The organism is Synechococcus sp. MIT S9507 (assembly GCF_047304715.1).
GTDB lineage: Bacteria > Cyanobacteriota > Cyanobacteriia > PCC-6307 > Cyanobiaceae > Synechococcus_C.
In genome coordinates this window covers 1,613,241-1,627,770 of sequence record NZ_CP138970.1, presented here as the reverse complement: position 1 = coordinate 1,627,770, position 14,530 = coordinate 1,613,241, and the positions used below count along the sequence as shown (strand labels likewise).

The window sequence follows — 14,530 nt, the reverse complement described above, 5'->3', positions numbered from 1 at the left end:
TGCCCTAAAAATTTTTCTCTTATCGACTAAAGCCACATATGATTGATTTTAGTAATCAATCAAGGATGCTCATCCAGTCAAATGATGAATGCCCTGAGCCAGCAAAATATTACAGTTAAATCATATACTTTAGATAATCAATTCATTGCAATCAAAGAAGCAGCGAAATGACATATTGCCAGCGTAAAAACCATTGAGCAAGAAAGTACCCAGGGCAACTAATAAGGCGATCGTTCGAACGCAAACTACACGCATTTCGTGGGCGCCTCACAGCTCAGGCCTTAGGCGAACTGACAACAGAACATCCTAAAGTACACGCTGGAAGCTTGTCGCTACCACTCGCTTTTATGTAATCAACGCTTCTTTTCTGGCATTGTTTTTTATTAAATGACCAGAGCCCAAGACTGAAACTTCGTTGCTGACCGGAACGATCGATCAGGCGCTGATCGTTGAATATGGTGAGCCAGAAGCACGATTGATCGCACACCGTGCCCCACAGCGCAGATGGCCCACGTGCATCTCCTTGGCGATGTTGGGACTGGAGAAGTCGACCACCACCGGAGCTGCATCATTCACCGATGGAACGCCCAACCGCGCATCACCCAGCCGGGAGGCCACCTCGGCTGCCAAGCGCTCCGGACGGATCGTGAGGTTGATGAAGCCTGGGCCCGCGATCTGAGGCTCTAGGCACAGGGCTTTGAACTCGGCATCAGCCTGCAACTGCTCCACGATCGCCGCAGCGATCTGACGCGGCGCCTGCTTCAGGGGCTTCGCCAGGGGGAGGGCTCCATTGGCCTGGAAATCACCAAATTCCGGCTTGCTCGCTGCTGCCAGCTGGGGCTCCAGCAGAGCATCCACCTCCGGAAAGGCACGCTGCATCGCACCACGCAACTGGGTGTCTAGGGCCTGGGCGATGCGCAGCATGGAAAGCAGCGGTCAATGAAGTCAGCTCCTGATCATCCCCCGGCGCGGGGGTCCCCCTCGGGCTGGATCAGGCCAACTGCAGACCCAAGGGAGCACCGTGCCGACACTCAAGAATGCCCACTACCCTCCGACCTCATCCAAGGGAGGGAGGGAGGAGAGGTAGGAGCGAATGGAGACCGCAAGATATTCAACGACTGCCTTCGAGACGATTTGTTCAACGGCGTGCTCAGGCAGCAACATGTGAATGGAATGGAAGCCATCCTGGACTTCTGGGACGCACCACCCAAGCCACCACAAGGAGAATTTCAAGCCAACTGGGACATCCGCTCCATTGGCTGGCTGGATTACATGCTCGCCACCACAAAGCATGAAACGGCCTCAACCCTGCAACCCATTGATGAATACGGAGATGCCGCTTATTTCACACAGATGAATGAGAACAGATCGGACGTCAATAACACAGCACCCGGGGATGGAGCCAGTTTTCACGGGCGGAGATTTGTGCAGCTCACAGGCAGGGCGAACTACACCGCCGTGACAGGTGTTGGGCAATCCATCGTTGCTGACGCTCTCATATCCGGAACAACCCGATGCGGTAAACAATGATCGCCATGCGGCTGTGATCCTGTGGGATGGCGTGGTTTGCGGTGTGTTCACAGGATCGGAGCGGAAGAACTTCATCGGCAATCCACTTCTCAGGCAGATCGTGGACGACGTTCACGCCCACACAATCATCGATGGCATGGATCAAGCCGGTCTGATTGAAGGTTGCGGCGAACCATTCGCCACCGCACTCAACAAGGCAGGGGTGACCACTGGATTCAAGCCTTGATCACAGCCTTGTTTGCAGCAAGGCTTTGATCTCTGAGGGCGAGAGTGCGATGGGATTGTTGCGGTTGCTGGCGGCCTCAACGATGCGATCCAGATCTGCCGCGGTGATGCCGTAGTCGCTCAAACGAGGCAGCTGGAGTTCCTCCACCCAACGGAGCAAGCAGTCCGTGAAATGGTCCACTGCCGCAGCGTTCTCACTGAGGTTGCTGCCCCCCGGCATCAGACGACCAACACGGGCCATCCGTTCGATGGCAGGGTGATGGGGATCGCGCTGTTTCAGGGCACTCCAGTTCTGCTGTTGCACTGCAGCCATCAACGTTCCGCAGATCACGCCATGGGGCATCGGAAACCAACCTCCGATCGGCCCGGCCAGCCCGTGAACAAGTCCCAGCCCGGCATTGGCCAATCCGATGCCTGAGCAGAGCGCGCCATAGGCCATGTTCAGACGCACCTGAGGATCGGCTGATCCCTCTCCGCAGGCTGATCTCAGATTCGGCACCAGATGCTGGAGACCACTCCAGACGATCGCATCACTCAACGGTGATGCCGTCGGGGAGAGAAACGGCTCCAGCAGCTGCGTGAAGGCATCCATGCCGCACGCTGCTGTGATATCAGCAGCGGCACCGGTGAGCAGGGAACCATCCAGAATCACGGCACTGGGAACGAAGTTCTCGTGACGCAACGACTTCTTGTATCCCTCCGGGCCCACATGACTCAGCACTGCGTTTTTCGACACTTCTCCACCCGTTCCTGAAGTGGTGGGAATTGCCAGAAAAGGCAGGGTGATTCCGCTGTGGGCCAGACCACGGCCCACACCCTCGAGATGATCGAGCACGGAGTTCCCATGGGGAATCATCGCGGCAATCGCCTTGCCGCAATCGATCACACTGCCGCCACCGATGCCGATCACAGCGTCCAGGCCCTGACCAAACCACTGCCGGGTGGTGCGATCCACCAGCTCTGCGCTGGGTTCACCAGCACAGATCAGATGGGAATGTCTGGCTCCAGCAGCATCAATCAAACGCTCCACCACGCACAGCTGGCCCATCGCCTGCAACGAAGCTCGGCCGGTCACCAGCAGGACCGATTCAGCGTTGCTTGAGCGCAGCCAGGGGGTGATCTGCTGGAGAGTTCCCATGCCGCAGTGAATCGGCGGGACCCGGGCAAAAGGGAACGACATCGTCATGAACCCATCGCGTCATGGTGCAACCGATTGGTAGGGAACACCCTTCCGTGGTTCGGCCATCCAATCAGCGACGGTTTCCCTCCACTGGAGGTAGTGGGACGTGTTCTTATGGGCTGCAGCGGCGGCCTCGGACTCATACGCCTCGTAGAGAAGAAACAGAGTCGGGTCGTCCTTGCTCTGCAGGATGTCAAAGCGTTGATTGCCCGGTTCCTGGATGGATTCCTTGTGATTCAAGATGGAGGCCTGACGAAACGCCTCGATCTGATCAGGTTTCACGTGGACGTGAACACAGGTGACGTGCATCGATCAGCCAAGCAAGGCAGTCTTCAATCCAACCATCCGGCGAGCCAAGGTCCAGAGGCAGTCCCCTTAACCGGAGCATGACGGAGGACTGGGAATCGCGATCCAGCTGATCTGATGGTGCCGCAACTTGCCTTCGGTTTCGATGTGCGGCTTTCCTGAATGACCATCTCCATCAAGAGCCACTCATGAAGGGGATTCATGCAATATCTACCTTGAAAATAACCACCATGGCCATCGATCCTGCTGAGTTGGAATACACCAACGAGCATCGCCACGCTCGTGGCGGTGTAATTGAAAAAACCTCTACGCGACATTGCGCGCCGTGAACGCACTGAGATAACGCAACCCATCGTCGTCATCGGTGCAGTCGATCACATTGAGCGGGTAGCCGATCCAGCGCTGACAACGGAATGTTCTGTGATCACAAAGGCTTTGCGTCCGCAACGCCCCATGCAGCTCAAGGTCACTCAGGTCACCCACACGCTTGCCATAACCATTCTGTGTCGTGCGGCCCTTGCTGCTCAGATTGCCAAGCCGATCGCCGCCAATGCGCGACCGCTAGGGAAACACGAGGTGGTTGGTCAGGGCTGAGGCCAATCGCAACACCATGTCGGCATCATTGACGAAAAGGCTATCGGCAATGATCTCCATCACCAGTAGGTGAAGCGCTCTCACTATCTCCACGGCATCAAACACACCTAACGATCAGGCGCGACCACGATCGCGAATTAGGTGACCGCGCGAGCAGGGTGAGCGTGATGCCAATCCCCAGACACAACTGACCGATGGTTGCCAGCCAACCAACGACAAAGAAACCGAGACAACTGCCGAGAGCGAACAGCTGCCACAGCTCCATCGGCATGGCACGAATTCAACGCAAGGGACCTCCGGCACCGATCCGTTCGGACTGCCAGGCGTAGTGCACGAACAGCACATAATTATCCGGTGGTGAGTCCGTGAGCTGGCAGGCGTTATTTCTGAACTTGCGCACCGCCTGGTGGTATTCCCGCTTCACACTGCTCAGGGGAACGTTGTAACCGTGGATGCGAACCACCAGCCGCACACACAGACTCCTGGCGCTGTTCTGCTGCCGTTGGAAGAACTCGGAACGATGGGTTTGAGCTCCGCAAAATGCTGAGCGGTGTGGTCGAAATCAGCCTTAGTGAGATCCAGCCGACAGGTCCGCTCCGCCTCAAGGGGTGTCGCGCTTGCACACCAACAGGAGGCAGAAGCAATGGGTCCGCTCTGAGGGGAAAGGCTTGTATTCGAGAAGCGCCAACGCCCCAGGCTGCTATGTGGTGGGTGACATGGTGAGTGGCTCCACACACTGATCACCCCTTTTGTAGCCATCACCTATGCGTCAATACAACAAGCGAATGATTTGCTCCAACGACCGGCAGGGCCAAAAGAAAGATAACAATACTCAAGGCAAAAAGCAAAGAAACACCGAGAGAATCATCGCGGAAGACAAAAACTGAATATCAATTTTCAAAGCTTAACGTCGCGGTACTAACAAAAAAAATCTAAATACAACACAAAAATACCGACCAATGAAGTGATCGGCAGACATAGTTCAAGAGGTCTCTATTCTTTACGCAATCAATGTCAAATTTTACACCTGATTTTCAAGTCACAGTGTCGGGCCTTAAGCCCAATACGAATGCAGCATCAGCCACAGGAGATTCGGGTTACATGAATTATAAGGGTTGGGCAAAAACCCAATGGACAAACGGCAATGGCCAAGAATTTTATTATGCAGAGGCACACAGTTTTATCAACCCCGCATCAAACAGTCTGGCGAAAAGACAAATTACGGTAACCCATAATGGGGGAGTAAAACCCATCCAAATGTGGCTCTCCTGCGGAAATCAGTCAGTAATGATGACCGAGACACCTCAAGGAGGCGTTTGGACTTGGACACTCGATCAGAAATGCAGCCAAAGCCAAGGGGGGGGACAAATATCCAAATACCTGGAATACCTCCAAAATTACAATAGCGAATATCAAGGTGTAGTACAGATGACATTGCAACCTTATGACCACCAATCTAAATCTAACGGTAATTGCGACCAAGGCTTTCGATCAGTGCTTCTCTGCTTTGGCCCGCAAGACTATGGCCACAGCTCTACAAACATAATCAAAGCCTCCGAACTAAAGCCTGCAAACTATCAGCTTGGTGATCAAAACTTTTGGGTTGGAGGATTGGCACAGTATTTCATTGAAAGCAATAAAGACTACCAAGGTAATTACGTCTTAATAATAGATCAGGAGATTGACGAAATGGGGGCCCTTAGTTGCGCAGTAGCCTATTCAAAGGGAAATGACACTTACCGGGGAGCGATAGACTTAGCAGGCAAGTGGACCGTCACTGGCACACATCGAATAAATGGGTATAAAGCATATGAAAAGTATAATAAGGATTGGAGCAATGAAGCTCAGAGATTCGTTTGCACTGGCCTTCTTGATATATCTACTTGCAGCCAACAAAATCCCTGCATCGATGTCTGTGGCGTAACATTCGCCTACCCGGGCCACAGAAATGAATCTTCCATTAAGTTAAACTGCCTAAGCAGAGTTGATTGGTACGGCGATACCACTAAAGAACGCTATAAGACAATTAAAGACAATTTATTGAATGGCAGGTACAAAACACCTAATGAAAACTTCCAGCCAATCCACGTTTTTGACACCAAGATGATCGGTGGCTGGGTTGATGCATCAGATGGTATTGAGACTTTCGCGCCAAATAGTTATTTTGATAGAAACTTTATGCATATTAACGACGACAGCATCAAAATATTCACAAATCATATTAGATTCAATAATACAACCCTTTGGCAAGGAAACGCGGGGGCCGCGATAGCTCCAGCAGCATACGGATATGTCAATGGACCCATTACCGATTCGCAGGTCAATGGAGTATTCGTACATCGTGTTACACATAAATTTGATAATAATCGTGCACAGGACGATGACATGGGTGGACTAATTTCCAATAGAGTTTGCTTCAACGACGACTACTTCCACGAAAAAAACGACATATACATGGGAAGCCTTACAATAAATAACCTATATGTTCCCAGCCTTGAAAACATTCACAAGAGTGATGTCAATTCCATTTCTCGAGTAATTGTATTATCGGCGATCAATCCAGGCTCAGATACGACGAAAGGAAATCCAACAGATCGACTCCACTTTTACAAAAGACCTACAAGTAAAAACGTATTGAAAAACGCTTACATCCAGGGCATCAAGCTTGAAAATGTAAATGTAAATCTCCCTTATTCATATGACCACGACAAGGGCTATTCCCAGGGAATGTATTGCGTCGGAGACTATGTATACGGACCATTAAACAAAGACTTTTCGGGAAATATTCCGTACGCAGATAAGGACGGAAACAACTTTACAGTGCATTTGTATATAGACAAAGTTCTCTATTAAACCAACGCGAAGTAGCACTGATAGGGATGGCTTGGCCTCTCAGAACCTCTCGTCGCGAGAGGACAAGCCAACCTTGAATGAGTCAATTCAGCATCAGCAATAAAGACACCTTGAGATGAACATTCGCGAACGGTTAAAAACAGGCCAGGCCAAAACGAATGAGGCTTTGGAGCTGTTCGATTCACTTGAGCCCGTCGATGTTGATTTTATGATTGGCACCTGGAAGGGCGAAGGCTTCCATACCAACCACCCCATGGATGGTCTTCTCGAGACCTATCACTGGTATGGGAAACAGTTTGAAAGCCTTGAAGATGTTCATCCATTGATCTTTTCAACACTTCGCGGTGGCTTCGCCCGTGTCAACCCCGGCTTGCTGGGACCGGCATTAACTGTGCCCATGCCAAGGTCAGCAATGGTGGGTCGTCTCTTCCAGACACTGTTGCCCTGCCTCGCAACATCCCGCTCCTCAGCGCGATTGCGCATGACAACGTATCGAGGCCTATCAAGCGCAACCATGATTTACGACCAGCTACCGATTCACGACGTGTTTCGTCAAATCAATCAGGATGCCGTTTTAGGCGTGATGGATAGGAAAGGAATGAATTTACCGTTCTTCTTCGTCCTTCGGCGCGAAACAGAATCCAAAAATGTCTAGAAGGCTTTCAGATTGATTGAGCTGCTCTAGTGCTTGTGAGTGTTTCGTCTTCATGACGGTTAGATTCATAACAAACAACGGGCCAAGTCGAATCTGCGCTTCAAACCCAAAGCCAACAGCTGTTGCCTCGAGGAAAGTTAATTCACGCAAATCTTAATTCAACATTATATTTCTTCTCAAACCAGCATCATGACCCAGTCATCAGGCAACTCTGCTCCCTTGGACATCGCGATTATCGGTGCAGGGCCTGGCGGACTCAGTGCTGCACACGCCTTGGCAAACCGTGGGTTTTCTGTCGGTATTTTTGACCGAGCCCAGATTCTGCAACCGATTGGCGCGGCTCTTGGACTTGCCGAACAGGGATACGAGGCACTCAACAACATCAGTTTGAGTTTGTCCAAGCAGGTTCGTTCCAAAGCCGTCAATCCCAGACAACAACTGCTCATGCGACCAAGTGGAGAAGTCTTGTTCGCAGATGAATCGCCGATGGCAGGCACGAGCTTCACCTGGCTGGGATGGTTCAACTTGCAATCCTGTCTTTACGACGCTCTTCCCAGCTCCGTTCAATGCAACCTGAACCACAGCCTCACTGCATTCATGACTGATCGGCCGGATACACCGATTTGCCTCAAGTTTCGGGATCAGGCTGACCAATGGGCTCGGATTCTGGTGGGAGCCGATGGCTATCGCTCCATCGTCAGAGACAAAACAGTTGGAGATGGCCCACCTCTTTACACAGGCACGATGACCTGGCGAGGCATCGTGCACCGAGAACATCTAGGTCCCCTTGCAGAACCTTTCACTGATGGCGCTGGTTTTCAGCTGGTTGTGGGAGACCAAAAGAATTTCTGGATGATGGATGCTGGGGCCGATCAGATCGCCTGGGGTGGCACAGCGCCGCAAGACAGCTCAGAGACAAGTGAATCTGCTTTCAAGACTGCACTCCTTGTTTTCAAGGATTGGCCTGCCATTGTGCAAACGATGATTCAGACAACTGATCCCTTGAGCATCATTGAGACGGGTGTCTTCGATCGGAAACCGGTGTCTCAATGGGGAGATGGTCAACGCGTCACCCTCTTGGGTGATGCCGCCCATCCGATTCGGCCATCCCTGGGTCTTGGAACCACTCTCGCTCTCCAAGATGCAGTGACGCTTGCCGAAATGCTTGACGGCGTACAACTGACAGACCTTGCATCGGTTTCAGCTGCACTCACGCGATATGAACAGAAGAGGATTGAGATCACGACACCCCTGCAACAAAAAGCCTCTGAACAGGGCTTGGCGTCCCACGCTGATGATCAAGCGGATCGACTCAAAATGGGGTTTGAGGCCGCATTAGCGAGCCGAAGAAAATAATTGTCTCCTCTTGCATTGCCATTCCAGTGATCTAGGGCTGAACCACCGATTCAACTCACATGTCATGTTCCGAGCGCAGGCCCCATCAATCATTCGGATTGACCACAACATTCTCAACCAGGATGGTGCCAAACTGCTGTGCAGGACACTCAGACCATCACAACGTCAGTCCGCCAGACTGCCCTTGACCAAGGGATCATGAGGGCGTTTCTTCGGGATCAAAGACGATTCATGCAAGCGTTCAGGATTGCGATCCAAACGTCCGCTGTCTGGCTCTCTGCTGACGAACCGAACACTTGAAAGCGCACAACAACGTGTCAGCGACGAACACATTCATGGCGCGTTCCGAATCTGAACCAACTGCCTGGGAACAGGGAGAAAAGCCATTGGATCAGTCGTCCTGGAGCGATGCCTTGATCTGGTGGGATTGCTCCTCCCATGGGACATGAACCGGGCACTGGAACTGGCCCTGCTCAAAACCTTCTGCCTGCCGTCGATCTCAGGCTTGCTACACAAGACCAGTGAGTTCGAGCAACGCCCTTGCAGTCTGTAGAAACTGATAGAGCTCAAGCAACGCGCCACTCGATGGCAAAGCATCAGCACCGAAGCGCCCCCCGCACAGGCCTCAGCTGAAGCGCATGCTCAGATCAAGCCAGGCACTGCGCGTAACAGGAGCACTGGTGGAGATCAGATCGATGCCGGTAGCCGCATAGGCCCGCAACTGTGAGGGCTGCAGGCCAGACGCTTCCAGCACCACCGATCCAGCTCCCGGTCGCGCCTGCGCCAGCTGCCGCAACCGTGGCACCAGCTGCGTGAGCTGCTCGGGGGTGAACTCATCCAGGAGCACACCATCGGCTCCGGCCGTGACCGCATCCACTGCTTCCTGATCGGTTTCGGCCTCCACGATCAGCCTGGCCGGCCATGGCGCTGAAGCCCGCACAGCAGTGATCGCCGCTTCAATGCCACCCGCCCAGGCCAGGTGGTTCTCCTTGAGCATGGCGGCGTCATCCAGGCCCAGACGGTGATTGACGCCCCCACCCATGCGCACGGCGTACTTTTCCAGTTCGCGCAGGCCCGGTGTGGTCTTGCGCGTGTCGGCCAGTCGTACACCGCTTCCCTGCAGCTCTCTCACCAGAGCCGCTGTGGCCGTCGCGATGCCGGAAAGTCGCATCGCCAGATTCAGCGCCGTCCGTTCAGCCCCCACCAGTGCAGTGGCCTGACCGTCGAGTCGGAGCAGTGTGTCGCCGGACTGCACCGCAGCACCTTCAGGCACAAGACACTCTGCCTCCAGCTCGGGATCCAGCAGGCGAAACAACCGCAGAGCAAGGCTGCCACCGCAGAACACACCCTGCTGCTTGGCGATCCAGCTCGCCTGAGCCCGCCGTCCGCCAAGGGCCGACGCGGTGAGATCGCCGCGGCCAAGATCCTCTGCCAGCCAGTCCTGAAGTTGCGCCTGAAGCCTGGGGGTCAGTGGAGGCCGCTCAATATTCATCACTCCGTAACCGCCCGCTCATAGGCCTGGGTCCATCATGCGGGCAAACGGATCAAACGCTGGCTTCGGTTTTCAGCTCAGAACCCTTCACTTCCCAATGCAGAACCGCGAAAAAATGCGATCCAGCACCGATTCAGTGAGCTCCTCCCCCGTGATCTCGCCAAGGCTGTGAATGGCCTCCCGCAGGTCAATCGTCCAGAAATCCCAGGGCAGCCCATCAGCAGCGACCTGCTCACTGCGATCAAGAGCCGCGGCCGCCACCCTGGCCAGGTCAGCCTGACGTTGGTTGAGCGACAGCAGCAGGGAGCCGTCTGTCACTGCACCGCATCGCTCAAGAAGAGCCTCCACCAACTGCTCTTCCCCCGCCCCTGTGACGGCAGACAGATGCACATCGGCCGGAGCCACAGCATCACTGAGATCAGCCTTGTTTCCCACCAGCAGATAGGGAACATCAGCGGGGATCCGCTCACGCAGAGCCTGATCCTCTGCGGTCCAGCCCTCTGAAAGATCAAAGAGAAGCACGACCAGATCGGCACTGGCCAGGGCGTCATGACTGCGAGCGATGCCCAGCTGTTCAACCGCATCATCGGTGCTGCGGATGCCGGCGGTGTCGAGCAGTGTGATCGGAACGCCCTCCAGCACGATCTCGCTTTCAAGCAGGTCTCTGGTTGTTCCTGGACGATCCGTCACGATGGCCCGCTCCCTGCGACTCAGCCGATTCAGCAGTGAGCTTTTGCCGACGTTGGGCCTGCCGACGAGCGCCACCCGCAGGCCCTGACGCAGAACGGCTCCACGCTCCCCATCGGCGACCAGTTGCAGCAGCTCATCACGCACCGACTGCAGAGCTCTGAGCAGAGCCTGGCCATCAAGAGCCGGCAGGTCATCCTCGAAATCCACCCTGGCCTCAAGCTCACTGAGCTGATCCAGCAGGCATTCGCGCAATGCCTTGATCCGACGCTGGATCCCGCCATCCACCCCTGCCATCGCCAGCTGCGCAGCACGCTGACTGCGAGCGGACACCAGATCACCGATCGCCTCAGCCCGGGTGAGGTCGAGTCTCCCGTTCAGGACGGCTCTCTGACTGAATTCACCGGGCAATGCCCGGCGAATCCCTGGCTGTTCGAGCACACGCGCCATCACTCGCTGCACGGCCATCACGCCGCCATGGCAATGGATTTCCGTCACATCTTCAGCGGTGTAACTGCGCGGCGCCTGCATCAACAGCACCAGCACCTCATCGAGACGCTCCAGGCCATCGGCTGCCATCACATGGCCGTAAAGCACACGATGGCTCTCCCATACCTGCTCACCCGGGAAAGAGGTGATCGCACGCACAGCTCTCTGGGAATCAGGGCCCGACAGTCGGATCACCGCAATGCCGCCCTGCCCGGGTGCCACCGCCGTGGCCACTGCCGCAATTGTTCGCCTCTCCCGGTTGATCTCCTGCATCGCAGTGCTGCAACAGTCCCGACCCCAGTCCCTACGATCACATCCTCAGAGGTTTGCAGGATCCACCGACACTCCCATGGGCCGGATGCTGAGGAAGGCAAATCGACGCCTGCAGAGAAGCCTGCAATGGATCTGGCAACAGGAAGGCACTCCACGACAGCGCGCCCGTGGGCTTGCAGCCGGCATCTTCTGCGGCTGCTTTCCAATCTTCGGTTTGCAGACACTGGTGGGGATCGCGCTGGCCAGTGTGGTTCGCGGCAACCACCTGCTGGCGGCCGCCGGCACCTGGATCAGCAATCCCTTCACCTATCTGCCGCTTTACTGGTTCAACTATCGGATCGGGGCTCTGCTGCTCGGTCCAGGCCGCGAGTGGACAGGCTTCGATGCTCTTCAGCAGGAGGGCTTCAGTCAGCTGGGCTGGAGTGTGCTGAGCCGCTTGCTGCTGGGCTCCAGCATCACTGGTGCTGTTTGCGCAGCACTTGGCTGGTGGCTGAGCCTGAACTGGCTTTTGCAGCAGGAACGCAAACGCTGAAGGCACTGGCGATCGAACTCAGGCGCCGCTGCTGCGGGCGATATCGATCACATCCGCCATGGAACGGATCTGGTGCATCGTGCGCTGCAACTGCTCGGCACTGGCCAGCTCCAGGCGCAGATCGATACGCGCAGGCTTGCCGTGGCTGGTCTTCACGCGGGCATCACTGACGTTGATTCGTCCATCGGAGAGCCGCATCAGGATGTCTTTGAGAATGCCGACGCGATCGATCACTTCGATGCGCAGCTGCGCCGGGAAGCGCTGCTCCCGAGTCGTCAGGGCTGGATTCCAGCGAACGGGCAGTCGCCGTTCACTTGGAATCGCCTCCACATTGGAGCAGTCCTGACGATGCACGGTGATGCCATGGTTGCCGAGTGCAACGGTGCCGAGAATCAGCTCACCGGGCAGGGGACTGCAACACCCACCAAGGCGGTAGTCGAGCCCCTCCACACCAAGAATTGGATCCTGCTGATCAGCACTGATGCGCGGAGTGCCTGTTTCCGCCTGCTGCACCAGCTGGCGGGCAACGTCTTCGTTGCTGAGTGGTGGCTCCTCGATGGTGGCCTGCAGACGAATCTCCTCTCTGAGGCGGTTGAGCACCTGATGGAGGGTGACGGCTCCGAAGCCGAGGGCAGCGAGCAGATCCTCAGTGCTGATCAGGTTGCAACGTTCCGCCACACGGGTCATCGCATCACTGCTCAGCAGCGCATCAAAGCCGCTGCGGCCCAGCTCACGTTCGAGCAAGTCCTTGCCGCGCTCGATCGTTTCATCCCGATGGCTGCGCTTGTACCACTGGCGGATGCGATTGCGGGCTGTTGGCGTCGCCACGAAGTTGAGCCAGTCCAGGCTGGGATGGGCCGTCTTGCTCGTGAGCACGGTCACGAAATCACCGTTCTGCAGGGGGGTCGACAGGGGCGAGAGCCGGTCGTTGATGCGCACGCCGTGGCAGTGATTGCCCACTTCCGAGTGGATGCGATAGGCAAAATCCACAGCCGTTGAACCCTTGCGCAGGCCCAGAACATCGCCTTTGGGCGTGAACACGAACACCTCTTCGTCGAAAAGGTCTTCCTTGATCGAAGCGAGATAGTCGTTGTGGTCGTCAGCGCCTCCCTCCTGCTGCCAGTCCACAAGCTGGCGCAACCAGTTGAAACGTTCGGTGTCTCCACCGGCCGCAGGCGAACCACCCTCCTTGTATTTCCAGTGCGCGGCAATTCCGAACTCGGCTACCCGGTGCATGTCGAGGGTGCGGATCTGCACTTCAATCGGCCGATGACGCCCGATCACCGCCGTGTGCAATGACTGATAGCCATTGGGCTTGGGCAGACCGATGTAATCCTTGAAGCGGCCGGGAATGGGACGAAAGGTGTCGTGGACAACCGCAAGGGCCCGGTAACAGGCCTCAACACTGGGGGTAAGGATCCTCAGAGCCGCCACGTCATAGATCTCGTGGAAGGCTTTCTGCTGACGCTGCATCTTGGTCCAGATGCCGAAGAGATGTTTCGGCCGGCCGCTCACCTCACAGTTCTGCAGCCCGACAGCCGAAAGTCGATCACTGAGCAGCTGAACGGTGACACCCAAGCGTTCCTCACGTTCGCTGCGCTTGGTTGCCACCTCCTGCTGAATCTCTCTGAAGGCATCCGGCTCGAGCAATTTGAACGACAGATCCTCCAGCTCCCACTTGAAACGGCCGATTCCGAGCCGGTTGGCCAGAGGCGCATAAATCTCGCGCGTTTCCCGGGCGATGCGCTGACGCTTTTCCTCCCGAAGCGCTCCCAGCGTGCGCATGTTGTGCAGCCGATCCGCAAGCTTCACCAGCACGACACGAATGTCGCTGGCCATCGCCAGAAACATCTTGCGCAGGTTTTCGGCCTGGGCCTCGGTGCGATTGGTGAAGTGAAGCCCCCCGAGTTTGGTGACCCCCTCCACCAGCTCCCTGACCTCCGGTCCGAAATGACTCTCCAGCTGCTCTGGAGTGACGTCCGTGTCCTCCACGACGTCATGGAGAAAACCTGCGGCAATCACACTGGCGCTGGCACCGATGTCCCTCAGGAGATCGGCCACCGCCACCGGATGGACGATGTAGGGGTCTCCGCTGGCACGAAACTGGCCCTCGTGCAGTTGAAATGCGAAATCAAATGCCGCCGCGAGCAAAGCCTCTGAATCGGTGGGGCAGCTGTGACCAATCCCCGGAGGCACGTGATCAATGCACTCACGCAACCAGGGAGGAAGATCAATGCCGTAATCGTCGGCTGAGCGGATCGGCCGGTCTCTCAGAGCCACCAGACCGCAGGCCGGCGCAGCGGATCCGTTCCGGATCTGCACTGCAACCGTCTCGGAGGTGGCGTTGAGCATCCAACC

The 14,530-nt window shown here is 55.8% G+C and carries 17 protein-coding genes and 1 pseudogene; 9 read left to right on the top strand and 9 right to left on the bottom strand.

Translation table 11 applies throughout. From position 1 onward, the window contains the following. Positions 1–498 precede the first annotated feature (498 nt). A pseudogene (gene argS / locus SIB83_RS08510) lies at positions 499–924 on the bottom strand (arginine--tRNA ligase); the annotation flags it as partial. A 15-nt stretch (positions 925–939) separates the two neighbouring features. Here argS and SIB83_RS08505 point away from each other — a divergent pair. Together SIB83_RS08505 and SIB83_RS08500 are read left to right on the top strand one after the other, a co-directional pair. Then, on the top strand, positions 940–1,530 hold the full coding sequence (locus SIB83_RS08505) for a hypothetical protein (protein ID WP_413745559.1): 591 nt from the start codon (positions 940–942) through the stop codon (positions 1,528–1,530). Further along, positions 1,484–1,756, top strand: coding sequence for a hypothetical protein (locus SIB83_RS08500; protein ID WP_413405017.1), 273 nt, complete (start codon positions 1,484–1,486; stop codon positions 1,754–1,756). Before SIB83_RS08505 ends, SIB83_RS08500 begins: the two co-directional genes overlap by 47 nt. Here SIB83_RS08500 and SIB83_RS08495 read toward each other — a convergent pair whose 3' ends face one another. The 3 genes from SIB83_RS08495 to SIB83_RS08485 all read right to left on the bottom strand — a co-directional run bounded on the left by SIB83_RS08495 (position 1,757) and on the right by SIB83_RS08485 (position 3,688). Continuing rightward, positions 1,757–2,941: an iron-containing alcohol dehydrogenase gene (locus tag SIB83_RS08495; protein ID WP_413745558.1), complete on the bottom strand. Its 1,185-nt coding sequence runs from the start codon at positions 2,939–2,941 to the stop codon at positions 1,757–1,759. Between the two features lie 12 nt (positions 2,942–2,953). Continuing rightward, positions 2,954–3,244 carry an antibiotic biosynthesis monooxygenase gene (locus tag SIB83_RS08490; RefSeq protein ID WP_413405013.1) on the bottom strand — a complete coding sequence of 97 codons (291 nt, stop codon included), beginning with the start codon at positions 3,242–3,244 and terminating at the stop codon, positions 2,954–2,956. Positions 3,245–3,547: 303 nt separating this feature from the next. Then, positions 3,548–3,688 (bottom strand): hypothetical protein, encoded by a 141-nt coding sequence (locus tag SIB83_RS08485; protein WP_413745557.1) that lies wholly within the window; start codon positions 3,686–3,688, stop codon positions 3,548–3,550. 6 nt (positions 3,689–3,694) lie between these two features. Here SIB83_RS08485 and SIB83_RS08480 point away from each other — a divergent pair, with 6 nt between their 5' ends. Then, a complete protein-coding gene (locus SIB83_RS08480) occupies positions 3,695–3,835 on the top strand; it encodes a hypothetical protein (protein ID WP_413405009.1) in 141 nt (46 codons plus the stop codon). A gap of 97 nt (positions 3,836–3,932) precedes the next feature. Here the strand turns inward: SIB83_RS08480 and SIB83_RS08475 are convergent, their stop codons facing one another. Both SIB83_RS08475 and SIB83_RS08470 read right to left on the bottom strand, forming a co-directional pair. Next, on the bottom strand, positions 3,933–4,106 hold the full coding sequence (locus SIB83_RS08475; RefSeq protein WP_413745556.1) for a hypothetical protein: 174 nt from the start codon (positions 4,104–4,106) through the stop codon (positions 3,933–3,935). Positions 4,107–4,115: 9 nt separating this feature from the next. After that, positions 4,116–4,298 carry a hypothetical protein gene (locus tag SIB83_RS08470; RefSeq protein ID WP_413405006.1) on the bottom strand — a complete coding sequence of 61 codons (183 nt, stop codon included), beginning with the start codon at positions 4,296–4,298 and terminating at the stop codon, positions 4,116–4,118. A gap of 154 nt (positions 4,299–4,452) precedes the next feature. Between SIB83_RS08470 and SIB83_RS08465 the strand changes: the two genes are divergently transcribed. From SIB83_RS08465 to SIB83_RS08445, 5 genes are all read left to right on the top strand, one after another. Further along, positions 4,453–4,575, top strand: coding sequence for a hypothetical protein (locus tag SIB83_RS08465; RefSeq protein ID WP_413745555.1), 123 nt, complete (start codon positions 4,453–4,455; stop codon positions 4,573–4,575). A 361-nt stretch (positions 4,576–4,936) separates the two neighbouring features. Further along, positions 4,937–6,688: a hypothetical protein gene (locus SIB83_RS08460; RefSeq protein WP_413745554.1), complete on the top strand. Its 1,752-nt coding sequence runs from the start codon at positions 4,937–4,939 to the stop codon at positions 6,686–6,688. A gap of 115 nt (positions 6,689–6,803) precedes the next feature. Next, entirely contained in the window at positions 6,804–7,343 is a 540-nt protein-coding gene (locus tag SIB83_RS08455) for a DUF4334 domain-containing protein (protein WP_413745553.1), read from the top strand. A gap of 219 nt (positions 7,344–7,562) precedes the next feature. Next, positions 7,563–8,699 carry an FAD-dependent oxidoreductase gene (locus SIB83_RS08450; protein ID WP_413745552.1) on the top strand — a complete coding sequence of 379 codons (1,137 nt, stop codon included), beginning with the start codon at positions 7,563–7,565 and terminating at the stop codon, positions 8,697–8,699. Between the two features lie 421 nt (positions 8,700–9,120). Then, entirely contained in the window at positions 9,121–9,252 is a 132-nt protein-coding gene (locus tag SIB83_RS08445; protein ID WP_413405000.1) for a hypothetical protein, read from the top strand. 72 nt (positions 9,253–9,324) lie between these two features. Here SIB83_RS08445 and nadC read toward each other — a convergent pair whose 3' ends face one another. Together nadC and mnmE are read right to left on the bottom strand one after the other, a co-directional pair. Further along, positions 9,325–10,191 (bottom strand): carboxylating nicotinate-nucleotide diphosphorylase, encoded by an 867-nt coding sequence (nadC, locus tag SIB83_RS08440; RefSeq protein ID WP_413745551.1) that lies wholly within the window; start codon positions 10,189–10,191, stop codon positions 9,325–9,327. Positions 10,192–10,278: 87 nt separating this feature from the next. Then, positions 10,279–11,640 carry a tRNA uridine-5-carboxymethylaminomethyl(34) synthesis GTPase MnmE gene (gene mnmE / locus SIB83_RS08435; protein ID WP_413745550.1) on the bottom strand — a complete coding sequence of 454 codons (1,362 nt, stop codon included), beginning with the start codon at positions 11,638–11,640 and terminating at the stop codon, positions 10,279–10,281. A gap of 76 nt (positions 11,641–11,716) precedes the next feature. On the opposite strand from mnmE, the gene SIB83_RS08430 reads away from it, so the two are divergent. Then, on the top strand, positions 11,717–12,172 hold the full coding sequence (locus SIB83_RS08430; RefSeq protein WP_413404996.1) for a DUF2062 domain-containing protein: 456 nt from the start codon (positions 11,717–11,719) through the stop codon (positions 12,170–12,172). Between the two features lie 18 nt (positions 12,173–12,190). Here the strand turns inward: SIB83_RS08430 and SIB83_RS08425 are convergent, their stop codons facing one another. Then, positions 12,191–14,524 carry a RelA/SpoT family protein gene (locus SIB83_RS08425; RefSeq protein WP_413745549.1) on the bottom strand — a complete coding sequence of 778 codons (2,334 nt, stop codon included), beginning with the start codon at positions 14,522–14,524 and terminating at the stop codon, positions 12,191–12,193. Positions 14,525–14,530: the final 6 nt, after the last annotated feature.

Bases quoted from the DNA above. Each gene is read 5' to 3' on its own strand.
- SIB83_RS08505 (WP_413745559.1), top strand. From the start codon at position 940: ATGAAGTCAGCTCCTGATCATCCCCCGGCGCGGGGGTCCCCCTCGGGC.
- SIB83_RS08495 (WP_413745558.1), bottom strand. From the start codon at position 2,941: ATGACGATGTCGTTCCCTTTTGCCCGGGTCCCGCCGATTCACTGCGGC.
- SIB83_RS08490 (WP_413405013.1), bottom strand. From the start codon at position 3,244: ATGCACGTCACCTGTGTTCACGTCCACGTGAAACCTGATCAGATCGAG.
- SIB83_RS08480 (WP_413405009.1), top strand. From the start codon at position 3,695: ATGCAGCTCAAGGTCACTCAGGTCACCCACACGCTTGCCATAACCATT.
- SIB83_RS08475 (WP_413745556.1), bottom strand. From the start codon at position 4,106: ATGCCGATGGAGCTGTGGCAGCTGTTCGCTCTCGGCAGTTGTCTCGGT.
- SIB83_RS08460 (WP_413745554.1), top strand. From the start codon at position 4,937: ATGAATTATAAGGGTTGGGCAAAAACCCAATGGACAAACGGCAATGGC.
- SIB83_RS08455 (WP_413745553.1), top strand. From the start codon at position 6,804: ATGAACATTCGCGAACGGTTAAAAACAGGCCAGGCCAAAACGAATGAG.
- nadC (WP_413745551.1), bottom strand. From the start codon at position 10,191: ATGAATATTGAGCGGCCTCCACTGACCCCCAGGCTTCAGGCGCAACTT.
- mnmE (WP_413745550.1), bottom strand. From the start codon at position 11,640: ATGCAGGAGATCAACCGGGAGAGGCGAACAATTGCGGCAGTGGCCACG.
- SIB83_RS08430 (WP_413404996.1), top strand. From the start codon at position 11,717: ATGGGCCGGATGCTGAGGAAGGCAAATCGACGCCTGCAGAGAAGCCTG.
- SIB83_RS08425 (WP_413745549.1), bottom strand. From the start codon at position 14,524: ATGCTCAACGCCACCTCCGAGACGGTTGCAGTGCAGATCCGGAACGGA.